This window comes from Streptomyces sp. NPDC001851 (assembly GCF_040297165.1).
In the GTDB taxonomy this organism is placed as follows: domain Bacteria; phylum Actinomycetota; class Actinomycetes; order Streptomycetales; family Streptomycetaceae; genus Streptomyces.
Map to the genome: position 1 here is coordinate 93,873 of NZ_JBEOYR010000012.1, position 25,372 is coordinate 119,244.

The following is a 25,372-nucleotide window of genomic DNA, read 5'->3' on the forward strand; positions in this document are numbered from 1 at the left end:
CCTCCGGGCCGGGCGGGCGAGTCGTCAGCCCCAGATCAGGTCGTCCTCTGCCGCCGCGGCCGGGGCCGGCGGTGTGGCGGAGCCGGTGGTGCTGCGACGGAACTTTCGCGTGTAACTCATGGTGATCTCCTCCGTGCGGTGGCGCATGCCGGACCGGCAGCAGGCGATGTGGTCGGCCCCACCGATCATCCGACGTACCCGGTCGGGAAACAGCCGCCCGCGCCTGGCCGCCACGGGAATGACCGCTCGATGCCACAGCGGCCGAGGCGCCGCCCCGGGCCGGGAAACGGCGGGCTGCACCGCGGCCCGGAAGGCTGCGGCTGAGGCGGCGAGCCCGCCGGTTCCGCAGGGCGAACGGCGGGTCCCTGGGCCGCGGTCCGGGAGGCGGTGACCTCAGCCGGCCGACAGGCCGGAGAACCGCGGACCGGAGAACGGCGGGCCGGAAAGCCGCGGGTTGGGAAGGCCACGGCGAGGCGGCGAGCCCCGCCGGTTCCGGGCCGCAAGCGGCGGCTCAGAGGCCGCTCCTGGGAAGGCTGCGGTTGAAATGGCGAGGCCGCCGGTTCCGGAGGGTGAACGGCGGGTCGCAGGGCCGCGGTCTGGGAGGCGGCGAGCTCCGCCGGTCGCCGGCCGGAAAACCGTGGGTAGGGGAGCCGTGGTCGGGAAGACCACGGCGAGGCGGCGAGCCACGTCGGTTCCGGACGGTGAAGGGCGGGTTGTAAGGCCACGAGTCGTAAAGCCACGCTCTGGAGGCGCGACCTCCGCCGGTCCCCAAGCCGGAAAACGACGGGCCGGGATGCCGCCGGCCGGAGAAACGACGGGCCGGCATGCCGCGGGTCGGAAAGCGACGGGCCCGAAGGCCGCGGGCCGGAATGCCGAGGGCCCGAAAGCCGCGGGTCGCAAAGCCACGCTCTGGAAGCGCGACCTCCGCCGATCCCCATGCCGGAGAAGGCGGGCCGGAAGGCCGCGGGCCCGAAAGCCGCGGGCCGGAATGCCGCGGGCCGGAATGCCGCGGGCCGGAATGCCGCGGGCCGGAATGCCGCGGGCCGGAATCCGTGGGCCGGAATGCCGTGGGCCGGAGTGCAGCGGAGCGGAATGTGCGAGCCCCGCCGGTCGCCGGGGGTTGGCCGGGCGGCCTGCGGGGCGCGGGGGCGGGCAGGTGCCGCTCTGCGGTGAGCGGCACGCCCGGTCAGCCGGCAGACGCTCAGTAGTGCACGCGGCGGTCCTGCTCCGTCACCCGGTACCGCACGTTCCACAGGCTCCGGCGTACATAGGTCCGCTGCAGCCAGCGGTCCCGGCCGTCGTACCGGGCCGTGAACGTGGACCGGGCGTGCACTCCCTTCCGGTTGTTGATCAGCAGGGCCTGGCCCGGACGCAGCTGGACGCTGTGCGCGACCTGGCGGCAGACCAGCTGGAGCGTCTCCAGCGCCTCCCGTGCCCCGCTGGTGAGCGGGTGCACCCCGTTGGCGGAGATCGCGATCTCCGGGAAGTCGTGATGGCCGCTGATCATCGGCACCGGCTCGGACAGCACGTCCTGCCCGCCGGCGACGTCACGCACGTAACTGCCCGGCGCGTTCAGCCGGAACAGCGGGCTGCGCAGGGTGTCGAGCATCTCCGGCGTCAGCGCGGCCGAGATGTCACGGGCATCGGCGTAGAAGGTGCCGGCCACGCCCTCGTGGTCGGCACGCAGGCAACTGAGTACGAGGAAGTCGGGGTTGGCCACGTCGTACCGGCCGATCACGTCATGCATGATGTCGCTGTGGAAGTTGAGGAAGATCTCGGACCCCTGGTTCGTCTGGGTCCGCTCACCTCCCGCGACCGGAATGACGTCGTGCACCAACTGGCCGGCCTTCTCCGTGAGCACGCCCATGGGCTCACCGAGCAGACCGCTGAGACCCAGCAGCACGCCCTCCGCCACGAACGACGTCTTCTCCCGGCTCGGTCCGCCGTCCGACGGCGTGTCGGGCAGCTCCGGGTCCACCGGCAGGTTGCTGATCAGGCTGACGCCCGGAGTGTCGATGTGCCGGCCGAAGTCCAGGACCTGCTGCAGCAGCTCCGTCGGCAGCGTCGCGAAGATCTGCAGCAGCCGGGTCATCGAGTGGTCTATGTCGATGTTCGGGTCCGGCAGCCGCTCCAGCTGTTCGCCGAGCGCGTCCCGTACCCCGTCGGGCAGGGCGATCTCGCGGAAGGTCTCCTTGGTGACGGGTTCGGCGGCCGGCACGGTGTGGACGGTGGTCGCGGTCATGGCTGTCACACTCCTTGCATTTCGAGCAGCGGCGCGTCGGGGGCGAGGTCCGCGCCGGGACGGTTCACGTAGTCGTGCAGGCGCTGCGTGAGGTGCAGCGCGTCCTCCTCGTCGGCGGCGAGCCGGGTCGCCACCTGGCTGCCGCGCACCGCGGTCACCGGAATGCCCGCGTACTCACCGGGGGTCAGTCCGTTGCGCCGCTGGAACTCCGGCAGGTCGACGAAACCGCCGGTGACGGCGACCAGCGGGCCCGACGTCAGACGGACGACATCGATGTTGGCGCCGTGGAAGACGGTGTAGGCCTGGTCGGCGAGCTCCTCCGTCGCGTACCGCAGGGCCGCCGAGCGCTGGTTCAGGACGACCGCGGCCACCGAGGAGCCCGCGGTGCCGATCACCGAACCGCGCGGGAACGGCGGCCGGTTGTAGCGGCAGACGATCTCGATCCGGTTGCGCTGGGCGAGCCGTACGGCCCTTCGGTGCAGCACCTTCGCGCCGTACAACGACATCAACGCCGCCGTGTTGTACGACACTTCGCCGAGCAGCCGGGCACCCGTGATCAGATGCGGGTCGGAGCTGTAGATGCCGTCCACGTCCGAGTGGATCTCGCAGCTGTGCGCGCCGACCGCCGCCGCGACCGCCACCGCCGACAGGTCCGAGCTGTTCTTGCCCAGCCAGGTCGGCCGGCCGTCCCGGTCGGCGGCCTGGCCGCCCGGCACCACCACGACCTCGTGGTCGCGGACCGCCGTACGCAGCGGCTCCGGGTCGGTGTGCTCCAACCGGGCCCACATGAACGACGAGTCCGTGGTCAGCCCCAGCTGGTGGCCGGCGAGCACCGTGGCGCTGCGGCCCGCTCGGTGCAGCGCGGTGGCGAGCAGCTGCGCGCCCACCGTGTCGGCGAGGGTCAGCAGACCGGCGACGGTCTCGTCCTCCGGGTGCGGGTTGACCTGGCTGAGCCGCTCGCGGAACTGCTCCGTCTCACCGGGCTGGCCGCTCACCACGACGACCAGGCGGCTGCCCTCCACGTCGATCCGCTGGGACAGTGCCTCGGCGAGCTGCTGGTACGCGGCCAGGGTGCGGAAGCTGGAGCCGCCGAACTTCAGGACCGCGGGCGGCTGCTGCGTCGGTGGTGCGGCTGTCACAGGGTCCCCCGGGCGATCAGTTCTTCGGCGATCTGGATGGCGTTGAGCGCGGCGCCGATCGTGAGGTTGTCGGCGACCAGCCAGAGCCAGAAGGCGCGCGGGTTGTTCGGGTTCACGCGGACGCGGCCGACGTGCACCCGGTTGGGGTCGTCGATGGTCGTCGGCGTGGGGAACTCGCGCGGCGACTCACGGTCGTGCACCGTCACCTCGGGCAGCGCCGCCAGCACCTCGACGAGTTCGGCGCGGTCGACCACGCCCTGCGCCTCGATCCACACGGTCTCCGAGTGGCCGTTGACGACCGGCACCCGCACACAGGTGGTGGTGACGTCCAGATGGGGTATGCCGAGGATCTTGCGGGACTCCTGGAGCATCTTCTGCTCCTCCAGCGTGAAGCCGGTGTCCAGGAAGCGGTCGATCTTCGGGATGACGTTGAAGGCCAGTGAGGGGGTGAACTCCTTGGCGGGGTACGGCTCGTCGGGGTTCTCCAGGGCGGCCCGGCTCGACTCGCGCAGTTCCTCGACGCCCGGGTGCCCCAGCCCCGACGCCGCCTGGTAGGTGCTGACCACGGCCTGCCGCACACCCCACCGCTCCTCGACGCCCTTCAGGAGCCGTACCAGCGGGATGGTCGAGCAGTTGGGGTTGGCGATCACCCCGGACTTCGGGCGCCGGTCCAGCTCGTGCGCGTTGACCTGCGGTACGACCAGCGGGGTGTCCGGGTCCATGCGGTAGGCGATGGTGTTGTCGATGACCACGGCGCCGGCGGCGGTCGCCTTCGGCACCCACTGCTGGCTGGCCTCGGTGCCGGCGGAGAAGAACGCCAGGTCGACGGTGGAGAAGTCGAACTCGTCCACGGCCTGCACGGGATACGGCACCCCGTCGACGCTCAGCTCGGTGCCCGCCGAACGGGCCGAGGCGACGAGCTGGATGTCGCGGTAGCGCAGACCGCGCTGCTCGATCAGGTCGATGAGCGTGTTGCCGACGGCGCCGGTGGCGCCGACTATGGCGATCCGGGGGGCGGCGGGGTCGGTGACGCGTGTCATCGGTTTCCTCCAGAGTTGATCTTGACCTTGGGCCCGGTGGCCGGTGCGGCCTCGGCGGCGGGCGCGGTGGCCGCCGCCCTGGCCGCGCGGCCCTTGAAGGACCAGCCGAGGTTGATGCCGAGGCTGGCGGCGACGATCATCGGGATGCCGAGGGCCTGCAGCAGGCTGACGCTGTGCCCGTACACGGCCCAGTCCATGAGCATCGCCACGGCCGGGTACACGAACGCCAGGACGGCGATCTTCGGGGTGGGCAGCTTCTGGTACGAGGAGTACATGAGGACGTACATCACGCAGGTGTGGATGACGCCCAGACCGACCAGCCAGCCCCAGCCGGAGCCGAGGTTCTTCGTCTCGCTCAGCGTGGTGAAGGGCAGCAGCAGGAAGATGCCGAGCACCAGCTGCACCAGGGCGACCAGATGCGGCTTCACGCCGGTGACCCGCTTGGTGATCAGGGTCGAGACGCCGTAGAAGACGGCCGCGAGCAGCGCGTAGCCGAGGCCCGCCAGATAGGCGCTGTCCCCGCTGCCCGTCAGGTCGGACGCCGACACCCCGGCGACCAGGACCAGTCCGGCGAAGGCCACCCCGAGCCAGCCGACCTTGCTGGCCGTGATCTTGTCACGGAAGATCAGCGAGCCGAGGAGCATCACGTAGAAGGGCTGCGTGTGGTAGACGACCGTCGCCACGGAGATCGACGTGCCCTGGTACGACTTGAAGAGGAAGGCCCAGTTGAACACGATGAACGCGCCGCCGAGCGCCGCCAGGCCGAGCTTCTTGGGCGTGAAGCCGTGGTTCTTGAAGAAGCCGCGCACCAGGCAGTACAGACCCAGCGCGACCGTGCCGAACAGGCAGCGGAAGAACACCACGTTGAAGGGTGACGCGCCGGATTCGATCACGAAGACGCCCAGGGTGCCGGAGAGCACCATGGCGAGCGTCAGCTCGATCGCTCCCTTTGTCTCCTGGTTCGGTGCCCGAGTGTCGGTACTCATGTGAAGTGCCTTTCTGAGGGGTTGGGGGCGGTTGGTCAGTGCAGGGGCACGGCGTAGTGCAGGCCGCCCCTGGTCCACAGCTCGTTGAGTCCGCGCGGTACGGCGAGGCCGGTGGCCGGCCCGAGGTTGCGTTCGTAGACGTCCGCGTAGGTGCCGACCGCGGCCAGGACCCGGGCGGCCCAGTCCTGGTCGAGGCCGACGGCCGGCCCGTGCAGGCCCGCCGTCTCGGCGGCCTGGGCCAGCGCCTTCTCCCGCTCGCCCACCTCGTCGACCTGGTGCTCGGCGGACACCAGGAGCTGCAGCACCCACCGGCACAGCCGGAACCAGGCCGGGTCGTCGTCGCGTACGGCCGCCGCCATCGGCTCCCGGGAGATGGCCGTGTCGAGGATGCGGTGGGCCGCGGGGTCGTCCAGCGCCGCCCGCTCCCCGGCGAGCGCCACCCGGTCGAGGACATAGGCCGCGCACGTGCCGTCGGCGTAGGCGGCGAGCGTCTCACCCGGCGTGGTGTACGCCACCGGTTCGACGGCCAGTCCCCGACCGCCGTACCAGGAAGCCAGGTTGGCCGCGCTCGTGGTGCCCGCCTGCACGGCCACGCGGCGCCCGGCCAGCTCCTCGGGGCGGGTGATACCGCTGTCCGCGCGGACCAGGAAGCCCTCGCCGTCGTAGCAGGTGACTCCCGCGAACAGCACGGGCAGGGAGGCCTCCCGGCCCAGGGTCCAGCTGACGTTGCAGACGGTCAGGTCGACCTCGCCGGACGCCAGCCGGCCGAGCCGCTGCGCCGGATCGGTGGGGGCCCACTCGACGGCGTCCGCGCTGCCCAGCGCGGCGGCGGCCACGGCCCGCGCGACATCGGTGTCGAGGCCGCTCCACCGGCCGTCGTCGCCGCGCAGCGACAGCCCGCGGATGCCGCGGCTGACCGCGGCCCGGAGGACACCGCGCTCGCGCACGGCGTCCAGAGTGGATGTGCTCATGACATGCTCGCTCACGGCGTGCTCCTAGCGGGGCCGTTGGGGGGTGTACGGCAGCCCCCTGAGGTGCTGCACATTGGTCAGTTGCTCGCGGTCGAAGCGGCGTTCGTTGAAGCCGAGCATCGTCAGCAGCCCCTTCGCGCTGACCGGCCGGTGGGCGCCGCCGTGCGCCACCTTCAGGGGCATCCGCCCGGGCTCCGCCCAGCGCAGCATGCCGCCCCCGTCCACATACGCCCGCGACCTGTTGGCGTTGTCCTGGTGCAGGCAGTACGGGACGTCCAGATGGCCCCGCGAGAAGGCCCGGACCAGAGACTCGCCGACGGTCGGCGCCAGCTCCAGGGTGCTGTCGATCAGCAGCCGGGCCTCTTCGTAGATGCCCGTGTCCGTGGCCTCGACGTCCGGCACCCGGCCCGCCTCGTCCCGTGCGATGGCGTCGGCGAACTCCAGGGCGTCCACGTTCTCGGCGATCGTGGGGATCCGGTGCGCCTCCGCCGGGGTCTTCACGATCAGCCGCTCGCTGCCGCTGCGCACCGCGAGGCGGACGCTCTCCTCCAGGATCCGGTACGAGCCCACGGGGGTACGCGGGAACACCCCCATGAACGTGTACAGCACCACGTGCCAGTCGGCCCGCGGCAGGCGTTCGCCCGCGAGCCGCCGCAGGGCCGCGATCGCCTCCAGATCCTGTCCCGGGTGGGTCTGCTGCGCATAGCTCAGCGAGATGTCGCTCAGTCCGTGCTCCCGGAAGAACAACGCCTCCAGCACGCTCAGCGCGACCAGCAGACTCGGCGGGCACAACTGCCCGAGCATGCAGCCGCCGAAGCTCTCCAGGTGCATCGGCACCGGCTGCGCGGCGATCAGCTCGCAGCACTGGGCCCAGGCCTTCACCGCCTCGCTGATCGGCGCCCGGCTGTAGGGCAGGCAGTACGAGACGGGACCGCCCTCGGTGGCGTCCACGCCGGCCGCCACCATCGCCTGGAACAGCGGGTACGGCAGCGCGGAGCCGTGCCTGACCTGGACGGGGAAGCCGTCCCCCGACACCTCGTCGAGCAACTGCCGGGTGGTCCCGGGCCCGTGCGCCACCAGCGGGAAGCCGTTCAGCTCCGCGCCGGTGCGCAGGGCCGCCCGCGCCGAGTCGTGGTCGTTGACCCGGGTGTAGCTGTCCAGGGTGATCGTGCCGACCGAGGCGGCGTCGGCGGCCCGCACCCCCAGCAGTCCCTCACGCATCGTGGCGAGATCGGCGAAGCCCATCCGCGGCTGGACGACGAGACGCCCCTGCGCGTGCGCTTCCCGGATGTGGCGCGAGAACCGCCCCAGCGGACCGGTCCCGGCCACGGGATTGTCGTTTGTGCGCGCCGGTGTGTTCACGCGGCGGCCCCGGAGGTGAGTTCGGGCCGTTCCGCGCTTTCCAGGGTCGCCAGGAATTCCTGGAACCCGTCGATTCCGCCGTCCGCCTCGAATACCGCGTCGAACCCGCTGAGCGCGAGTTCCTCGGCGAACACGATGTTCTCGGCGCCGCGCACCCCCAGCTTTCCGCCGATGACCACACGCAGGTCCGCCAGATCCGGCTCACTGCGTATACGGCGGATCAGGCGCAGTCCATCGAGATGGCCATGGCCGTTCACCGTGCTGATGACCAGGGCGTCCGGCCGGGACCGCCGGCACTCCTCGATGATGAGCTCATCCGGCACGCAGGCACCCAGATTGACGACGTCCGCGCCCTGTTCCTCAAGCAGCAACTGCAGAAAGACCAGGTTCCACATATGGGCGTCGGAAGACACGCTCGACACGACAAACTTCTTCGCCGGGAGCATGACTTGAGACATAAGAGTTTCTCCTTGCCGCTGAAACTGTGACTCTCTGAGTCTCCGTACCGGGCTGTGGCCGAGTCCAGAAAACCGGTTCGGTATTGCAGATGGGCTTTATCGAGCCGATCGATCGACAAGACCGGGGATGGCCCCTGACCGCATACCGCTCCTGATTTTTGGGACGCTCCCGCCGATCACGGCTCCTGGTATTCCCGGCTGAGGAATTCGATGACCTGCTCCACGAACACCTGGCGCTCGCGCGACAGCTGCGATCCCTTGCGCCAGGCGAGCTGGGTGTACAGCTCGAACGGCGGCTCCCAGGCCAGCGGCACCAGTGTTCCGGCGGCCAGTTCGTCGGCGACCGTCATCCGCGGCAGCAGGCTGATCCCGAGCCTGGCGCCGACCCCCCGCTTGATCGCCTCGATGTTGCCGAACTCCAGGAACGGCACCGGTTCACCGGAGCCGTCGTTCAGCTCCGCCTCCAGCAGCTCCCGGTAGGCGCACCCCGCCTCGGGCGCGAGCACCGACTCCTGGCGCAGCTCGTCGGTCTCCACCTTGGTCTCGTCGGCCAGCCGGTGGCCCGGAGCGGCGACGATGACCAGCGGCTCGACGCCGAGGACCTCGCTGTGCACACCCGAGTGCTGGGTCTCGGCCTCCATCAGGAAGCCCGCGTCGAACACCCCCTGCCGCAGCGAGTGCAGGGTCTCGGCGCACAGGCTGGGCCGCAGCGCGATCTGCAGCCGCGGGTAGCGGTGGTGGAAGTACTCCAGGACGGGCGGCATGCGGTAGGAGGTGATGCTCTCCATCGTGCCGATCGTCAGCACCCCCTCCGGCCGCGCGTCCGGCGACGCCGCACCGCGCGCCTCGTCCGCGAGCGACAGCATCTGGGCCGCGTACGGCAGCAGCCGCGTACCCGCCGGAGTGAGCTTGACCTTGCCCGCGACCCGCTCGAACAGCTCGCTGCCGAGGGATACTTCGAGGCCCTTGATCTGCGCGGTCACACTGGACTGCGCGTAGCTGAGTTCGGCCGCTGCCCGGGTGAAGCTCCCCAGCGTGGCCACACGGTGAAAGGTCCGGAGTTGCCGGATGTCCATTGGTCTCTCCCGGAGGGATGCGGACGGAAATCGATCCACGGTGGTCGGGACATCGAGCCTGCCGACCCCGCCCGTGCGGCGGAAGGAGATCCCGGTGGCACACAGTGCCCACGGCAGAGATGTGCCGGGGGACGGGAGCCGCGCCGACGACGGCGAGCGCGGGCCGGCCCGGGCGGACGCCGGCGCGTGCCGGGCGGTACGGGCGACGTCACCCGTGAGGATGCCGTCGCCGGACGGCCGGCCCGGGGCCCCGCCCCCGCTGTCCGCTTCTGCCCCACGTTTGTCAGTGCCGGGCCGTAGGGTTGGTCACGCTATGACGAAGCCCCCACTCTCCGAACTCCTGCATGCCGCCGTCACCGCCGTCGGCGGTACGGAGCGCCCCGGCCAGGTGACCATGGCCGAAGCGGTCGCCGAGGCGATCGACGACGGATCCCACCTGCTGGTCCAGGCCGGCACCGGCACCGGTAAGTCGCTCGGCTATCTGGTGCCGGCGCTCGCGCACGGAGAACGGGTGGTCGTCGCCACGGCCACCCTCGCCCTGCAGCGCCAGCTCGTGGAGCGTGACCTGCCCCGCACGGTCGACGCCCTGCACCCGCAGCTGCGCCGCCGCCCGGAGTTCGCGATGCTCAAGGGCCGGTCGAACTACCTCTGCCTGCACCGCCTGCACGAGGGCGTGCCGCAGGACGAGGAGGACGGCCTCTTCGACCAGTTCGAGGCCGCGGCGCCCACCAGCAAGCTGGGCCAGGACCTGCTGCGGCTGCGCGACTGGTCGGACGAGACCGAGACCGGCGACCGGGACGATCTCACCCCGGGTGTGTCGGACCGTGCCTGGGCGCAGGTGTCGGTGTCGTCGCGGGAGTGCCTGGGCGCGTCGAAGTGCGCGTACGGCGCCGAGTGCTTCGCCGAGATGGCCCGCGAGCGTGCCAAGCTCGCCGACGTCGTGGTCACGAACCACGCGCTGCTCGCCATCGACGCCATCGAGGGCGCACCGGTGCTGCCGCAGCACGAGGTGCTGATCGTGGACGAGGCCCACGAGCTCGTCTCCAGGGTCACCGGCGTCGCGACCGGCGAACTCACACCCGGCCAGGTCAATCGCGCGGTGCGCCGCGCCGCCAAGCTCGTCGACGAGAAGGCCGCCGATCAGCTCCAGACCGCCGCGGAGGGCTTCGAGCGGCTGATGGAGCTGGCCCTGCCGGGCCGCCTGGAGGAGATCCCGGAAGACCTCGGCTACGCCCTCATGGCCCTGCGGGACGCCGCCCGTACGGTCATCACCGCGCTCGGCTCCACCCGCGACAAGTCGGTGCAGGACGAGGACGCGGTGCGCAAGCAGGCGCTCGCCTCGGTGGAGACGGTCCACGACGTGTCCGAGCGGGTCCTGAACGGCTCGGAGTGGGACGTCGTCTGGTACGAGCGGCACGACCGCTTCGGCGCGTCCCTGCGGATCGCCCCCATGTCGGTCTCGGGCCTGCTCAGGGAGAAGCTCTTCGCCGACCGCGCCGTCGTCCTCACCTCCGCGACACTCAAGCTGGGCGGCGACTTCAACGGCGTCGGCGCCTCCCTGGGACTCGGCCCCGAGGGCGTCGAGGGGGAGGACCTGCCGCAGTGGAAGGGCGTCGACGTCGGCTCGCCGTTCGACTACCGCAGGCAGGGCATCCTCTACGTGGCCAAGCATCTGGCCCGCCCCGCGCGTGACGGCGAGCGCTCCGACATGCTCGACGAGCTGACCGAGCTCATCCAGGCGGCCGGCGGCCGCACGCTCGGGCTGTTCTCGTCCATGCGGGCCGCGCAGCTCGCGGCGGAGGAGCTGCGCTCCCGGATCCCCGAGTTCCCGATCCTGCTCCAGGGCGAGGAGACCCTCGGTGAACTGATCAAGAACTTCGCGGCCGACCCGAAGACCTGCCTGTTCGGCACGCTGTCCCTGTGGCAGGGCGTCGACGTTCCCGGCCCCAGCTGCCAGCTGGTCGTGATGGACAAGATCCCCTTCCCCCGGCCCGACGATCCCTTGATGAGCGCTCGGCAGAAGGCGGTGGAGGACGCGGGCGGCAACGGCTTCATGGCGGTGGCGGCCACGCACGCGGCCCTGCTCATGGCCCAGGGCGCCGGCCGGCTCGTCCGCGCGTCGGGGGACCGCGGTGTGGTCGCCGTACTGGATCAGCGCCTGGCCACCGCACGGTACGGCGGCTATCTCAAGGCGTCACTGCCGGACTTCTGGTACACGACGGACCGCAACCAGGTGCGCAAGTCGCTCGCGGCGATCGACGCGGCGGCCAAGGCGGCGGAAGCGGAGCACGCGGAGGCGAAGTGATCGCGGGCGTGGCCTGACCGACGCCGGTCAGGCCACGCCGCGCCGAGGAGCATCCGGAGGCAGAGGCGCTGAGCGCCCCTGGATGCGGCAGGGCCCCGGAACCGGCGCAGGGGTTCCGGGGCCCGGTCAGGGAGCGAGCGGCCGTGCGGCCCGCCCGCCGCGGACGTCACACGCGCCGCAGCACCGCGACGACCTTGCCCAGGATGGTCGCGTCGTCGCCCGGGATGGGCTCGTAGGCCGCGTTGTGCGGGAGGAGCCAGACATGGCCGTCCTCGCGCTTGAAGCGCTTGACGGTGGCTTCGCCGTCGAGCATGGCCGCCACGATGTCGCCGTTCTCGGCGACCGGCTGACGGCGCACGGTGACCCAGTCACCGTCGCAGATCGCGGCCTCGATCATGGAGTCGCCGACGACCTTCAGGACGAACAGTTCGCCGTCGCCGACGAGCTGGCGGGGGAGGGGGAAGACGTCCTCGACGGACTCCTCCGCGAGGATGGGGCCACCGGCGGCGATGCGGCCCACCAGCGGGACGTAGGACGCGGCGGGCTTGCCGGCGGTGTCCGTGGGCTGCACGGTCACGGCCTGGTCGGAGCCGCGCACCTCGTAGGCGCGGGGGCGGTGCGGGTCGCGGCGCAGGAAGCCCTTGCGCTCCAGCGCCATGAGCTGATGAGCGACCGACGAGGTGCTGGAGAGGCCGACGGCCTGGCCGATCTCCCGCATCGACGGCGGGTAGCCACGCCGCTGGACGGAGTCACGGATGACTTCGATCACGCGGCGCTGCCGGTCGGTGAGTCCGGAGCTGTCCGCCCGGATTCCTGGAGGTCGGCCCGGCAGGGAGCGCTTGGGCCCCTCGGGATTCGTGGCTTCGTTCATCACGTGTACCGGCTCGACTCGGCCCTGGGAGCGGTCCTCGGCGGTGATGGTGGCACTGTCTGCGGTGGTGGTCACGTCGGCCCCTCTCGATGGTCTCCCTGCTGCACAACGGTAGATGCTTTCGAAAGGTTGCGCCAAACACACGTTCGAGTGAAAAAGTGCGATTCACCTGACGCGATCGCGTGTCTGGGTGTATTGCTGACGCGCCGCCCGGCGGGCAAAAGCGCCCATTGCTGTACTCTTCACCGCTGGGATTTCCGACCTCGTGGGTCGCCGCCCCAGTCTGCCATCCGGAACCCGGCCGTCCGGGGTTCGGGTTCCTTCCGTGCCGGAGCCCTACGTGTCCTCCGCGCGGCGCCCACGGTATCCCCGTAAGCGCCACAGTGGTACGGCTCCGCGTCCGCGTGTCCCCGCGGTCACCTGTGTGCGCGGCCGTCGGCCGCCCTGTCGCAGCGACACGCGCGTCTGCCTCGGCGTATGAGTCGATCCCCACATCTAGTGGTTGGATGGCTACAGCAGCCCACAAGTTGTGGTCCCCCGGGTCTGAGATGGCTCCGCGATCGCCTATGCTTAGGGCTGCTTCGCGGGGCCCATGAGGTCCGGCGAGGTTGTTGAGTCTGCTGTGAGGAGGGTTGGAGATCATGCACTGCCCCTTCTGCAGGCACCCCGACAGCCGCGTGGTCGACAGTCGTACGACCGACGACGGCACGTCGATCCGCAGGCGCCGTCAGTGCCCTGACTGCTCCCGTCGTTTCACGACCGTGGAGACGTGCTCGCTCATGGTGGTCAAGCGGTCGGGGGTCACGGAGCCCTTCAGCCGCGCCAAGGTCATCAACGGCGTGCGCAAGGCGTGCCAGGGGCGGCCCGTGACCGAGGACGCACTCGCCCAGCTCGGCCAGCGGGTCGAGGAGGCGGTGCGGGCCACCGGAAGCGCCGAGCTGACCACCCACGACGTGGGGCTGGCCATACTCGGCCCGTTGCAGGAACTCGACCTCGTCGCCTATCTGCGATTCGCCTCCGTCTACCGGGCGTTCGACTCGCTTGAGGACTTCGAGGCCGCCATCGCGGAGCTGAGGGAAGCGCCGCGAGGCCCCGCCGCGGACGAGGGTGACGCGGCGGCGGGGAGCCAGGAAGACGATCGCGGGCCCGGGCGGACCACTCAGGTCCCCGTGCCCGCCCACGCCGCCGACTGACCGGAGGGCCGGAAACCGGGAGGAGCCCCGGGTTCCGGCCGGAAGGCGGCGACCGAAGACCTGTTGCGGGTGGCGGCTGAGGGTGCCCGCAACACACGACAGAACACCGTGCCACGGGAACAAACGGGGCACTTCAGGGCGTTTTTGCCCGTATCAGGGAGGCGGCATGACAGAGACGGCGAGCGGTCCGGCACGAGGTTCCCGAGCCAAGGGCGGCAAGGCGGGAAACAAGGGGCTGCAGATCGAGCGCATCCACACCACCCCCGGCGTACACCCGTACGACGAGGTCGAGTGGGTGAGCCGTGACGTCGTCATGACCAACTGGCGCGACGGCTCGGTCAACTTCGAGCAGCGTGGCGTCGAGTTCCCCGACTTCTGGTCGGTGAACGCGGTCAACATCGTCACCAGCAAGTACTTCCGCGGTGCCGTGGGCACCCCGCAGCGCGAGACCAGCCTCAAGCAGCTGATCGACCGCATCGTGAAGACGTACCGGAAGGCCGGTGAGGACCACAAGTACTTCGCCTCGCCCGCCGACGCGGAGATCTTCGAGCACGAGCTGGCGTACGCCCTCCTGCACCAGATCTTCAGCTTCAACAGCCCCGTCTGGTTCAACGTCGGCACGTCGCAGCCCCAGCAGGTGTCCGCCTGCTTCATCCTGTCCGTCGACGACTCCATGGAGTCGATCCTCGACTGGTACAAGGAAGAGGGCATGATCTTCAAGGGCGGCTCCGGAGCCGGCCTGAACCTCTCCCGCATCCGCTCCTCCAAGGAGCTGCTGTCCTCCGGCGGCAACGCCTCCGGTCCGGTCTCCTTCATGCGCGGCGCCGACGCCTCCGCCGGCACCATCAAGTCCGGTGGCGCCACCCGCCGCGCCGCCAAGATGGTCGTGCTCGACGTCGACCACCCCGACATCGAGGACTTCATCGAGACCAAGGTCAAGGAAGAGGAGAAGATCCGCGTCCTGCGCGACGCGGGCTTCGACATGGACCTGGGCGGCGACGACATCACCTCCGTCCAGTACCAGAACGCCAACAACTCGGTCCGCGTGAACGACGAGTTCATGAAGGCGGTCGAGGCCGGCGGCAAGTTCGGTCTGCGCGCCCGGATGACCGGCGAGGTCATCGAGGAGGTCGACGCCAAGGCGCTCTTCCGCAAGATCGCCGAGGCCGCCTGGGCCTGCGCCGACCCGGGCATCCAGTACGACGACACCATCAACACCTGGCACACCTGCCCCGAGTCCGGCCGGATCACCGCGTCGAACCCGTGCAGCGAGTACATGCACCTGGACAACACGTCCTGCAACCTGGCCTCGCTGAACCTGATGAAGTTCCTGAAGGACGACGGCAAGGGCAACCAGTCCTTCGAGACCGAGCGCTTCCAGAAGGTCGTCGAGCTGGTCATCACCGCGATGGACATCTCGATCTGCTTCGCGGACTTCCCGACCCAGAAGATCGGCGAGAACACGCGCGCGTTCCGCCAGCTCGGCATCGGCTACGCCAACCTCGGCGCCCTGCTGATGGCCACCGGCCACGCCTACGACTCCGACGGCGGCCGCGCCCTCGCCGGCGCCATCACCTCCCTGATGACGGGTACGGCCTACCGCCGCTCCGCCGAGCTGGCCGCGGTCGTCGGCACCTACGACGGCTACGCCCGCAACGCCGACGCCCACAAGCGCGTCATGAAGCAGCACGCCGACGCCAACGGCACGGCCGTCCGCATGGACGACCTGGACACCCCGGTGTGGGCCGCCGCCACGGAGGCCTGGCAGGACGTCGTCCGCCTCGGTGAGAAGAACGGTTTCCGTAACTCCCAGGCGTCCGTCCTCGCCCCGACCGGCACCATCGGTCTCGCGATGTCCTGCGACACCACCGGTGTCGAGCCCGACCTCGCGCTGGTGAAGTTCAAGAAGCTGGTCGGCGGCGGCTCGATGCAGATCGTCAACGGCACCGTCCCGCAGGCCCTGCGCCGCCTGGGCTACCAGGAGGAGCAGATCGAGGCGATCGTCGCCCACATCGCCGAGCACGGCAATGTGATCGACGCCCCCGGCCTCAAGCACGAGCACTACGAGGTGTTCGACTGCGCCATGGGCGAGCGCGCCATCTCCCCGATGGGCCACGTCCGCATGATGGCCGCGATCCAGCCGTGGATCTCCGGTGCCATCTCCAAGACGGTCAACATGCCGGAGACGGCGACCGTCGAGGAGGTCGAGGAGATCTACTACGAGGCCTGGAAGCTCGGCGTCAAGGCCCTCGCGATCTACCGCGACAACTGCAAGGTCGGCCAGCCGCTCTCCGCCAAGACCAAGGAGAAGGAGAAGGCCGAGGTCACGGAGAAGGCCGAGGCGGCCATCCGCGAGACGGTCGAGAAGGTCATCGAGTACCGCCCCGTCCGCAAGCGCCTCCCCAAGGGCCGCCCGGGGATCACCACGTCCTTCACGGTCGGCGGCGCCGAGGGCTACATGACCGCCAACTCCTACCCGGACGACGGTCTCGGCGAGGTCTTCCTGAAGATGTCCAAGCAGGGCTCCACCCTCGCGGGCATGATGGACGCCTTCTCCATCGCGGTCTCCGTCGGCCTCCAGTACGGCGTGCCGCTGGAGACGTACGTCTCGAAGTTCACGAACATGCGCTTCGAGCCGGCCGGCATGACCGACGACCCGGACGTGCGGATGGCGCAGTCGATCGTCGACTACATCTTCCGCCGCCTGGCGCTGGACTTCCTGCCCTTCGAGACCCGCTCCGCGCTCGGCATCCACTCCGCCGAGGAGCGCCAGCGGCACCTGGAGACCGGTTCCTACGAGCCGGCCGACGACGAGGTCGACGTCGAGGGCCTGGCCCAGTCGGCGCCGCGCGCCCAGGAGCTGAAGGCGGTCGCCACCCCGAAGGCCGAGTCCGAGGCGGTCAAGCCCGCCCCGAAGCAGGCCCACACCAGCGCCGAGCTGGTGGAGATGCAGCTGGGCATCCAGGCCGACGCCCCGCTGTGCTTCTCCTGCGGTACGAAGATGCAGCGGGCCGGTTCCTGCTACATCTGCGAGGGCTGCGGCTCGACCAGCGGCTGCAGCTGACGGTCCTGACCTGAAGTAAGGGGCGCCGGTCCATGGCCGGCGCCCCTTACCGTTACCGTGCCCTGCCCATGACCCGGGTGAAGGTCGCCGGATCCTCCTCGAAGCCCTGCACACCGGGACGGAAGATCCAGTCCCCGGAGTCGTCGCGCACGAATTCGGCGATCGTGGCCGCCGTCGCCCCGGGTACCGAGCCGAAGTCGTCCTGGGCGAGCACGGTGTAGCGGTCCACCCGGACGCGCATGGCCGGGTTCAGCACGCCGGCGAACGTCCTGTGGCCGTACCGCTGTTGGATGACGACACCGACCACCACGCGCGCGTACCGGGCGTCGAGCCGGTCCAGTTCCAGCATCATGACCTCGTCCCAGCCGAAGCCCCTGCCGTCCGTGCTGTCCCGGTTGAGGAAGATCGTGCCGTCCGGTGAGCGGCTGTCGAAGTGCACCAGGTAGGCCGGATCCCCGTGGGTGTCGCCGGAGACGAACGTCGCGGCCACGATGTCGAGATCGGTGGGCGGCTGCCCCGCCGGACTCGGGTCCCACTTGAGGCCGACCTCGACCTTGCCGATTCCCTTGCTGAAGCCGGTCAACGGGCTTCCCCTTCCCCCCTGGTGGTTGCCTCGCCCCCAACTCCCGTGGAGCTGGGGCTCCTTGTCCATCGTGCCACGCGAGCGCCGCGCATGCGCGGGTGATCTGCGCCGGAGCGTGACCGACGCCACGCCCGGTGGCCTTACGATGGCGCGGTGCTGGTCAAGTGGATTCGCTGCACCGTGGTGGACCGCCGCGGTTTCGAGCGGGGGCAGCGGAAATGGGCGGGGCTTCCGGGGGAGCCGGGTTTTCGGGGGCAGGGCGGAGGCTGGAGCCGGCAGCGGCCGGGGGTGGCGCACATATTCGCCTTCTGGGAGAGCCGCGCCTTCTACGACTCCTTCATGGCCCGCTCCCACGACCGACTGGCGGCCGCCCAGTCCGGCACGTTCAAGGACGCCCAGGTCAAGCTCTTCGAGTACCGCTTCGATGTGAAGACGGGGTTCGAGCCGCGGTTCACCGACACGGATCTGATCCGCGTGGCCCTGTGCCGGGTCCACGAGGAGCGCGTCGAGCACTTCACGCTCATGCAGGAGAAGGTCTGGAACCCCGCGATGGCCGGTTCGCCCGGGATGATCCGCGGGATGTTCGCCGAGGCACCCGAGCAGGAGTTCCTGGTCCTGTCGATGTGGCGGTCCGCGGCCGAACACGGCAAGTACCGCACCGAGCGCGTGGAGCGCCTCGCGCTGCGCGCACAGACCGAGGCCGACGTCGCGGCGCTCTCCGGTGACATAGTGGAGCTGGAGCCGTCCTGGACGGTCTGAGGCAACGACAGCGCGTTCGAGGAGCGCACTCGTGTGATCTACGCTGTATGGGGCCGTTCGAGTGCTCGGCTTTCCCTCGTTCGATCTAGGGTTCTGGCATGGCACGACCACGGCGCATCGTCCTTGTCCGGCACGGCGAGTCAACGGGCAACATCGACGACTCCGTGTACGAACGCGAACCCGACCACGCCCTCGCGCTGACCGAGCGCGGCTGGCGGCAGGCCGAGGAGACCGGCAAGAAGCTCCGGGAAGTCTTCGGCCGGGAACGCGTGAGCGTGTACGTCTCCCCCTACCGCCGGACGCACGACACGCTCCGCGCCTTCCACCTCGACCCCGGCCTGATACGCGTCCGGGAGGAGCCCAGGCTCCGCGAGCAGGACTGGGGGAACTGGCAGGACCGCGACGACGTGCGCCTGCAGAAGGCCTACCGCGACGCGTACGGCCACTTCTTCTTCCGGTTCCCGCAGGGCGAGTCCGGCGCCGATGTGTACGACCGCGTCGGCGGCTTCCTGGAGAGCCTGTACCGCAGCTTCGAGGCACCGGACCATCCGCCGAACGTCCTCCTGGTCACGCATGGTCTCGCGATGCGGCTGTTCTGCATGCGCTGGTTCCACTGGACGGTGGCGGAATTCGAGTCGCTGTCGAACCCGGGGAACGCCGAGATGCGGATGCTCGTTCTCGGAGAGGACGGCAAGTACACACTCGACCGGCCCTTCGACCGCTGGCGGGAGCCGGTGCCGTTCTGGGCGAACGGATAGAGTGGCAGAGCGATGACCCCTGACTCCTCTTCCCCCGGGCGCCTGGAGCGCGCCCTGGCGAGCCTGCGCGGACTGGCCGTGGGGGACGCCCTGGGCTCCCAGTTCTTCGTTCCGGCGCACTACCCCCTGCTGAAGCGGCGCGAGCTGCCCCCGGGGCCCTGGCAGTGGACGGACGACACCGAGATGGCCTGCTCCGTGGTCGCCGTACTCGCCGCCCACCAGCGCATCGACCAGGACGCGCTGGCCCGCTCCTTCGCCGGCCACCACGACTTCGACCGGGGCTACGGCCCCGCCGTCAACCGGCTGCTCAGACTCGTCCGGGAGGGCGGGGACTGGCGTGAGCTGGCCGCCGGCCTGTTCAACGGGCAGGGGTCCTGGGGCAACGGAGCGGCGATGCGGATCGCGCCCCTGGGCGCCTGGTACGCGGATGATCCGGAGCAGGCGACCCACCAGGCGGAGATCTCGGCCTACCCCACCCACCAGCACCGTGAAGCCGTCGTCGGCGCCATGGCCGTGGCCGCGGCGGCGGCGCTGGCCGGTTCGCCGGACGGCCCGCCCAGCCCCGAGTCACTCCTCGACGGCGTCATCGCCCTGGTGCCGAAGAGCGCCGTCGGCCAGGGACTCCGGCGTGCCCGGGACATGCTCGACTACGGCGACGCGGGCACCGTCGCGGCCGTACTGGGATGCGGACGGCGTACGACCGCCCACGACACCGTGCCCTTCGCCCTCTGGTCCGCCGCACGGAGCCTCGGTGACTTCGAGGCGGCCTTCTGGACGACGGCCGGGGTGGGCGGCGACGTGGACACGACCTGCGCGATCGTGGGCGGCGTGCTCGCCTCGGGCAAGGCGGGGGCGCCGCCCGCCGCGTGGGCGGAACGGGTCGAGGCACTGCCGGACTGGGTGCCGACGGGGTCCTGAGAGGCCGTCACCAAGGATTCTGCGGAAGGGCGTTACGTCGGGCGAGGCCGGCTGGTAGCGCTGTGCTCATTAATTCGCTAATGCAATCAAGTCTAGGCGGAGCGCTTCCGAGTGGTCGTCGTCAGGGGTGTGACGGAGTCGACCCGTCAAACCCCTTTGGGGGTCATATCCCCTTGAATGGGGCGGAAACGGGTGCGGTCGGGTGCGGCCGACGGCTGTGTCGTCGATGCCGTTCCGGTCGCGATGACGCACCGCTCGAAAATGTGCGCCAGCGAATGAAGTGGCCGGGATCTTGAAGGCATGTCCGACCTGTACGGTGGTCGGGCGACCGGGGTGTCGGGTGGCGATCCCGGCGGCGTACGCTAAAGGCGCCATGCCGTACGAACCACCTACTCACACCGTCGAGCGCTCCCTGCGCGCCACGACCGGAGCGAAGGTCATTGCCGGTGTCGACGAGGTGGGGCGCGGCGCCTGGGCCGGACCTGTCACCGTCTGCGCCGCGATCACCGGGCTCCGCCGTCCACCGGAGGGGCTGACCGATTCCAAGCTGCTGACGATCAAGCGGCGCACGGAACTGGCCGGCGTCCTGCAGGCGTGGGTGACGGCCTATGCGCTGGGGCATGCTTCCCCCGAGGAGATCGACGAGCTGGGGATGACGGCCGCACTGCGGCTCGCCGCGGTCCGCGCCCTGGACTCCCTGCCGGTACGTCCCGACGCCGTGATCCTCGACGGGAAGCACGACTACCTCGGCGCCCCCTGGACGGTGCGCACGGTGATCAAGGGCGATCGCTCGTGTGTGGCGGTCGCCGCGGCGTCGGTGATAGCCAAGGTCCAGCGCGACAAAATGATGGCCGAACTGGGTATCGACCATGCAGACTTCGGTTTTGCGGACAACGCCGGGTATCCGTCGCCCGTGCACAAGGCCGCACTGGCGGAGTGGGGGCCCACCCCACACCACCGCTTGTCGTGGGCGTATCTTGATGCGTTGCCCCAGTGGCGGCATCTCAAGAAGGTCCGCAGCTGGGCGGACGGAAACGTTCCGGAAATCGAGGGTCAGCTCGGCTTCGATTTCTGACGGTTCCGATCGCACTGATGTGCCCCCCGGCCGCCCGCGCCGCACCAAAGTTTGATAAATATCAGCTCATGCCTCTCATTCCCGAGGAGCCTCAGATTCACGAGAGTGCCCAGGGTCCCCGCGCCACACCGGCCACCGGCCGTACCGCGCCGACCCCCCGCCCCGTACCCGGCCCCCGCCCCGCGGCTCCGTCCCGCCCCGGTCGCCCCGGCCCTCCGCGGCCTGCGCCGCCGGTGCAGCGCACGGCGCGTGACGTGGCTCCGGCCAAGCCCGGCCCGTCGGGCCCGGCCGCTCCCGCCGCTCCGCCGGCCGCCCCGCAGATCCAGCTGATCCCGGCCTCGGCCGAGGGCGCGCTCGACGCCGCCGAGGAGGCGGTGGACCTGCTGCTGGACTCGGGTCGTGCCCCCGGGGACGTTCTCGTGCTCACCACCGGGTCCCAGCACCCGTGGGCGGAGCACGAGTTGTCCTTCGGCGAAGCCTCCTACTGGGCGCAGCACGATGCCGGTGACGACGTCTTCTACGCGGACGCCGCCCTCGCCTCCCGCGCCGCGTCCCGCCCCGTGGTCGTCGTGGCCGTCAACGGAGGCCCCGCTTCCGCTGCTGCCGCGGCTCTTCCGCTGGCCCTCGCCAGGGCCGGTGCCCTGCTGATCGTCTGCGGTGACCCGGAGCAGATCAACTCGGTGCTGGGCGCCGGCGTCTGAGCCGCGTCCCGCACCCCGGGGCGCCCGGGGCGGACAAGCAGCCGCTCCGACGGCATCCGCACGGCGTGGCCTCCGGCATGCCCGGACGACCGGCGGCCGTTCCGCTCGTGGAACGGCTTCCCGGCGAGGCACCGAGGGCGCACCGCCGGGGGACTCGCGGAGTGGATCACGCACGCCTCGTACGGCCGCTGGGAGCGGCGCAGGTGCCGGCCGGCTCCCGGCAGGGGCCTGCGGCTCCCGGCCTGCGTCTCCCGGCGGAGTCCGGGCCTCGTCGTACGACGTCCGGGCAGCCCACGCGGCGAGCGGCCGACGGCTGTCCGCGCGCCCCGTCCGGGGCGCGGAAGGCGGTCGGGCGTAGGGGCCCGACCTGCTGCCGCGTCCCTCAGCGGGCCGCCGCGCGGCGCAGGACCTCGGAGACCGGGCCGCCGGTGCGCGGCGCGAGCGGCGGGGCCTCGGCCAGGGCGAGGGACTCCGGCGCGGAGTCGGCGTTGGGGCGGCGTCCGCTGCGCCCCTCGCCGAGCACGTGCCAGCCGTCGTGGGTCAGCGTGATGTACGCCCCGCACCGCAGCCCGTGCAGGGTGCAGGCGTCACGCAGGCCCCACATCCAGGCGCCGTCCTCCTCCGTCCAACGCGCGTCGCCCTCACGGCAGTAGACGAGTATCGCCGTGCGCACCGGGGTGCGGCGCCGCAGGTCGTGCGGAATGACCCGGCGCAGCTGTGCGAGCAGCGCGTTGCGGAACATCCAGCCGTCGGCCGGGGCCGGACGACGCGTGAACGACGCGCTGGCGCACAGCCGCTCGTCCGGATCGAGCACTGCCACGATCGCCGTGGAGGGTCTTGGGCCATGGCGGGCGTGCAGCCCGCTGACGACCTCACGGGGGTTGCGCAGCAAGGGGATTCCGGCGGCGGCCCATTCGGCCGGCTCCAGCAGGCGACTGGCGGAAGCGGCGGACGCGGACGTCGACAACGAGGCCGCCGAGGACGAGGCGAATCCGAAGGTCACGTTCCTCCCTTCGGCTACGCGCCCACACTGCGGGCGAGGTCGGATTCGGGGGACCGCGCACCGCAGCAGAGCCCAACCGGATCACGGGCGAGCCGTGCGGGGAGCGGACCTCAATTCTTCCTGCCGAACTGGGATGCGGCAACGATCAATTGGGGCCACCGACTGTTATCCGACGGTGCGTGGCTTATATCCCTACCCAAAGGTTGGCCCCATGACGCCTGAGGTGCGGCGGCGTGCCCGCGGGGCCGCCGCAGACGGGTGCGCGGCCGGCCCCGAACGGCCGGGACCAGCGGCAACACCGCCCGCCGCCGGACGGCTGGTGAGCCGGTCGTCGCGCTGGGTGAGTTCGCCGATTGTCAGTGGCATCGGGTTGCATGGGGGCATGGACGATCTGGAGCTGCGCACCGAAGCCGACGCCGTGCTCGCCGAGCTGGTCGGTGATCCGGGCGGATCGGCGCGGTTGCGGGAGGACCAGTGGCAGGCGGTGGCGGCGCTGGTCGAGGAGCGTCGGCGTGCTCTGGTGGTGCAGCGCACCGGCTGGGGCAAGTCGGCGGTGTACTTCGTGGCCACGGCGTTGCTGCGCAGGCGCGGGTCGGGTCCGACGGTGATCGTCTCCCCCTTGCTTGCGCTGATGCGCAACCAGGTCGAGGCGGCGGAGCGGGCCGGTATCCAGGCGCGGACGATCAACTCGGCCAACCCGGAGGAGTGGGAGACCATCTACGAGGAGATCTCGCGCGGCGAGATCGACGTCCTGCTCGTGAGTCCGGAGCGCCTCAATTCGGTGGACTTCCGCGATCAGATGTTGCCCAGGCTGGCGGGCACGACCGGTCTGCTGGTGGTGGACGAGGCGCATTGCATCTCCGACTGGGGCCACGACTTCCGGCCCGACTACCGCAGGCTGAGGGCCATGCTCGCCGGCCTCCCGCCCGGTGTGCCGGTGCTTGCCACCACCGCCACCGCGAACGCCCGGGTCACCGCGGACGTGGCCGAGCAGCTGGGCACGGGTGCCGGTGAGGCGCTGGTGCTGCGGGGCTCGCTGGAGAGGGAGAGCCTGCGGCTGGGAGTCGTCCGGCTGCCGGACGCCGCGCACCGGCTGGCCTGGCTGGCGGAGCATCTGGACGACCTGCCGGGCTCGGGGATCGTCTACGCGCTGACGGTGGCCGCGGCCGAGGAGGCCACCGCTTTCCTGCGGCAGCGAGGCTTCACCGTGGCCTCCTACACCGGCAAGACGGAGAACGCCGACCGGCTGCAGGCCGAGGCCGATCTGCTGGCGAACCGGGTGAAGGCGCTGGTGGCGACTTCGGCGCTGGGGATGGGCTTCGACAAGCCGGACCTGGGCTTCGTGGTGCACCTGGGTTCGCCGTCCTCGCCGATCGCCTACTACCAGCAGGTGGGGCGTGCGGGCCGCGGTGTCGAGCACGCTGATGTGCTGCTGTTGCCGGGCAAGGAGGACGAGGCGATCTGGCGCTACTTCGCCGACACCGCCTTTCCGCCCGAGGCGCAGGTCCGCCAGACCCTCTCGGCCCTGGCGGACGCGGGACGGCCGCTGTCCGTGCCGGCCCTGGAGGCGGCGGTCGATCTCCGGCGTACCCGGCTGGAGACCATGCTGAAGGTGCTCGACGTGGATGGCGCGGTCAAGCGGGTGAAGGGCGGCTGGATCTCCACCGGCGAGCCGTGGGTCTACGACGCCGAGCGGTACGCCCGGGTGGCCCGGCAGCGGGCGGCCGAGCAGGAGGCCATGCGCGAATACGCGAGTACGACCCGGTGCCGGATGGAGTTCCTGCGCCGGCAGCTGGACGATGAGGGCGCGGCCGCGTGCGGGCGGTGCGACAACTGCGCCGGCGCCTGGGTCGACGCCTTCGTCTCGGCCGAGGCGTTGACCGGCGCGGTGAAGGAGCTGGACCGGCCGGGGGTGGAGGTGGAGCCGCGCCGGATGTGGCCGACGGGGATGCCCGCGCTCGGCATCGACCTCAAGGGCCGTATCCCTGCCAAGGAGCAGTGCTCGGCCGGGCGTGCCCTGGGGCGGCTGTCGGATATCGGCTGGGGCAACAGGCTGCGCCCGTTGCTGGCCGAGAACGCGCCCGACGGACCCGTCCCGGATGACGTCCTGCGGGCCGCGGTGGCGGTCCTCGCGGACTGGGCGCGCTCCCCGGGCGGCTGGGCACCGAACGTCCCGGACGCCTCCGCCCGGCCGGTCGGCGTCGTCGCCGTACCGTCCCTGGCCCGTCCGCAGCTGGTGGGTTCCCTGGCCCAGGGGATCGCGACCGTCGGCCGCCTGCCCTTCCTGGGCACCCTGACGTACACGGGGGAGGGCGGCGGGCACGCGGCACGGCGCAGCAACTCCGCACAGCGTCTTCGGGCCCTGTCCCGTGCCTTCACCGTCTCCGGCGACCTGGCCGGCGCCCTGGTGCGCTCGCCCGGCCCCGTTCTCCTCGTGGACGACTACACCGACTCGGGCTGGACCCTCGCCGTCGCCGCCCGCCTGCTCCGGCAGGCAGGCAGTGGACAGGTCCTCCCGTTGGTCCTCGCCGCGGCAGGCTGAACGGCCGGCCTTCGCAGGAACGCCTGACGGCATTCGAGCGGGATTGACGCACCGCTTCGGTCAGGTGGGGTCGATAATCGTCTCTTTGGGATTCACAAAGCTTTCATATGAGATGAAATTCGGTCCTCTGTGGATGATTCGGAGGCGCTGCCGCCCCTGGGCCGGTAGAAAATCCCTGTCGCCCTCGCACGCCGCGACCTGCGGAGACGAACGCCGCTCGGGCGTGAATGCGACTCCCGAATCCGTGTACGGACGGTGATTCCCGCCATCAGTAGATAAATGCTCCCTTGTGGTGAATCGTTCGCCAGGCAGACGATCGCTCCTCG

Annotated in this window: 20 protein-coding genes; 9 read left to right on the forward strand and 11 right to left on the reverse strand. The window is 70.8% G+C overall.

From position 1 onward, the window contains the following. Window positions 1–1,201 precede the first annotated feature (1,201 nt). From ABT171_RS19480 to ABT171_RS19515, 8 genes are all read right to left on the reverse strand, one after another. Window positions 1,202–2,242, reverse strand: a complete 1,041-nt coding sequence (locus tag ABT171_RS19480) for a TauD/TfdA family dioxygenase (protein WP_351245334.1) — start codon at window positions 2,240–2,242, stop codon at window positions 1,202–1,204. 5 nt (window positions 2,243–2,247) lie between these two features. Then, entirely contained in the window at window positions 2,248–3,381 is a 1,134-nt protein-coding gene (locus ABT171_RS19485) for an amino acid kinase family protein (RefSeq protein ID WP_351245336.1), read from the reverse strand. Next, complete coding sequence (locus ABT171_RS19490) at window positions 3,378–4,421, reverse strand: aspartate-semialdehyde dehydrogenase (RefSeq protein ID WP_351245338.1); 1,044 nt, start codon at window positions 4,419–4,421, stop codon at window positions 3,378–3,380. The genes ABT171_RS19485 and ABT171_RS19490 overlap by 4 nt, the downstream gene beginning before the upstream one ends. Continuing rightward, the gene (locus ABT171_RS19495; RefSeq protein ID WP_351245340.1) at window positions 4,418–5,407 is read right to left on the reverse strand and encodes a DMT family transporter; all 990 of its coding nucleotides are present in this window, start codon (window positions 5,405–5,407) and stop codon (window positions 4,418–4,420) included. The genes ABT171_RS19490 and ABT171_RS19495 overlap by 4 nt, the downstream gene beginning before the upstream one ends. Window positions 5,408–5,442: 35 nt before the next feature. Next, the gene (locus ABT171_RS19500) at window positions 5,443–6,378 is read right to left on the reverse strand and encodes a transporter substrate-binding domain-containing protein (protein WP_351245342.1); all 936 of its coding nucleotides are present in this window, start codon (window positions 6,376–6,378) and stop codon (window positions 5,443–5,445) included. 24 nt (window positions 6,379–6,402) lie between these two features. Further along, the gene (locus tag ABT171_RS19505; protein ID WP_351245344.1) at window positions 6,403–7,707 is read right to left on the reverse strand and encodes a methylaspartate mutase; all 1,305 of its coding nucleotides are present in this window, start codon (window positions 7,705–7,707) and stop codon (window positions 6,403–6,405) included. A gap of 29 nt (window positions 7,708–7,736) precedes the next feature. Beyond that, entirely contained in the window at window positions 7,737–8,186 is a 450-nt protein-coding gene (locus tag ABT171_RS19510; RefSeq protein WP_351245346.1) for a cobalamin B12-binding domain-containing protein, read from the reverse strand. 188 nt (window positions 8,187–8,374) lie between these two features. Next, a complete protein-coding gene (locus ABT171_RS19515) occupies window positions 8,375–9,274 on the reverse strand; it encodes a LysR family transcriptional regulator (protein ID WP_351245348.1) in 900 nt (299 codons plus the stop codon). Between the two features lie 313 nt (window positions 9,275–9,587). On the opposite strand from ABT171_RS19515, the gene ABT171_RS19520 reads away from it, so the two are divergent. Beyond that, window positions 9,588–11,579 carry an ATP-dependent DNA helicase gene (locus ABT171_RS19520; protein WP_351245350.1) on the forward strand — a complete coding sequence of 664 codons (1,992 nt, stop codon included), beginning with the start codon at window positions 9,588–9,590 and terminating at the stop codon, window positions 11,577–11,579. A 166-nt stretch (window positions 11,580–11,745) separates the two neighbouring features. On the opposite strand, the gene lexA is transcribed toward ABT171_RS19520, so the two are convergent. Next, a complete protein-coding gene (gene lexA / locus ABT171_RS19525) occupies window positions 11,746–12,525 on the reverse strand; it encodes a transcriptional repressor LexA (protein ID WP_351245352.1) in 780 nt (259 codons plus the stop codon). A 566-nt stretch (window positions 12,526–13,091) separates the two neighbouring features. On the opposite strand from lexA, the gene nrdR reads away from it, so the two are divergent. Both nrdR and ABT171_RS19535 read left to right on the forward strand, forming a co-directional pair. Then, on the forward strand, window positions 13,092–13,643 hold the full coding sequence (gene nrdR, locus ABT171_RS19530) for a transcriptional regulator NrdR (RefSeq protein WP_351245354.1): 552 nt from the start codon (window positions 13,092–13,094) through the stop codon (window positions 13,641–13,643). 166 nt (window positions 13,644–13,809) lie between these two features. Then, window positions 13,810–16,707, forward strand: a complete 2,898-nt coding sequence (locus tag ABT171_RS19535) for a vitamin B12-dependent ribonucleotide reductase (RefSeq protein WP_351245356.1) — start codon at window positions 13,810–13,812, stop codon at window positions 16,705–16,707. 52 nt (window positions 16,708–16,759) lie between these two features. On the opposite strand, the gene ABT171_RS19540 is transcribed toward ABT171_RS19535, so the two are convergent. Beyond that, window positions 16,760–17,359 carry a TerD family protein gene (locus ABT171_RS19540; protein WP_503075763.1) on the reverse strand — a complete coding sequence of 200 codons (600 nt, stop codon included), beginning with the start codon at window positions 17,357–17,359 and terminating at the stop codon, window positions 16,760–16,762. Window positions 17,360–17,443: 84 nt separating this feature from the next. Between ABT171_RS19540 and ABT171_RS19545 the strand changes: the two genes are divergently transcribed. The 5 genes from ABT171_RS19545 (at window position 17,444) to ABT171_RS19565 (ending at window position 21,501) form a co-directional block, all read left to right on the forward strand. Further along, the gene (locus tag ABT171_RS19545; protein WP_351245360.1) at window positions 17,444–18,049 is read left to right on the forward strand and encodes a YdbC family protein; all 606 of its coding nucleotides are present in this window, start codon (window positions 17,444–17,446) and stop codon (window positions 18,047–18,049) included. 98 nt (window positions 18,050–18,147) lie between these two features. Then, a complete protein-coding gene (locus tag ABT171_RS19550; protein WP_351245362.1) occupies window positions 18,148–18,807 on the forward strand; it encodes a histidine phosphatase family protein in 660 nt (219 codons plus the stop codon). A gap of 12 nt (window positions 18,808–18,819) precedes the next feature. After that, window positions 18,820–19,725, forward strand: coding sequence for an ADP-ribosylglycohydrolase family protein (locus ABT171_RS19555; RefSeq protein WP_351245364.1), 906 nt, complete (start codon window positions 18,820–18,822; stop codon window positions 19,723–19,725). Between the two features lie 373 nt (window positions 19,726–20,098). Next, the gene (gene rnhB / locus ABT171_RS19560) at window positions 20,099–20,800 is read left to right on the forward strand and encodes a ribonuclease HII (protein ID WP_351245366.1); all 702 of its coding nucleotides are present in this window, start codon (window positions 20,099–20,101) and stop codon (window positions 20,798–20,800) included. 68 nt (window positions 20,801–20,868) lie between these two features. Further along, window positions 20,869–21,501 (forward strand): hypothetical protein, encoded by a 633-nt coding sequence (locus tag ABT171_RS19565; protein ID WP_351245368.1) that lies wholly within the window; start codon window positions 20,869–20,871, stop codon window positions 21,499–21,501. A 382-nt stretch (window positions 21,502–21,883) separates the two neighbouring features. Here ABT171_RS19565 and ABT171_RS19570 read toward each other — a convergent pair whose 3' ends face one another. Further along, entirely contained in the window at window positions 21,884–22,504 is a 621-nt protein-coding gene (locus ABT171_RS19570; protein ID WP_351245370.1) for a hypothetical protein, read from the reverse strand. 382 nt (window positions 22,505–22,886) lie between these two features. On the opposite strand from ABT171_RS19570, the gene ABT171_RS19575 reads away from it, so the two are divergent. Then, entirely contained in the window at window positions 22,887–25,046 is a 2,160-nt protein-coding gene (locus tag ABT171_RS19575; RefSeq protein ID WP_351245372.1) for a RecQ family ATP-dependent DNA helicase, read from the forward strand. Window positions 25,047–25,372: the final 326 nt, after the last annotated feature.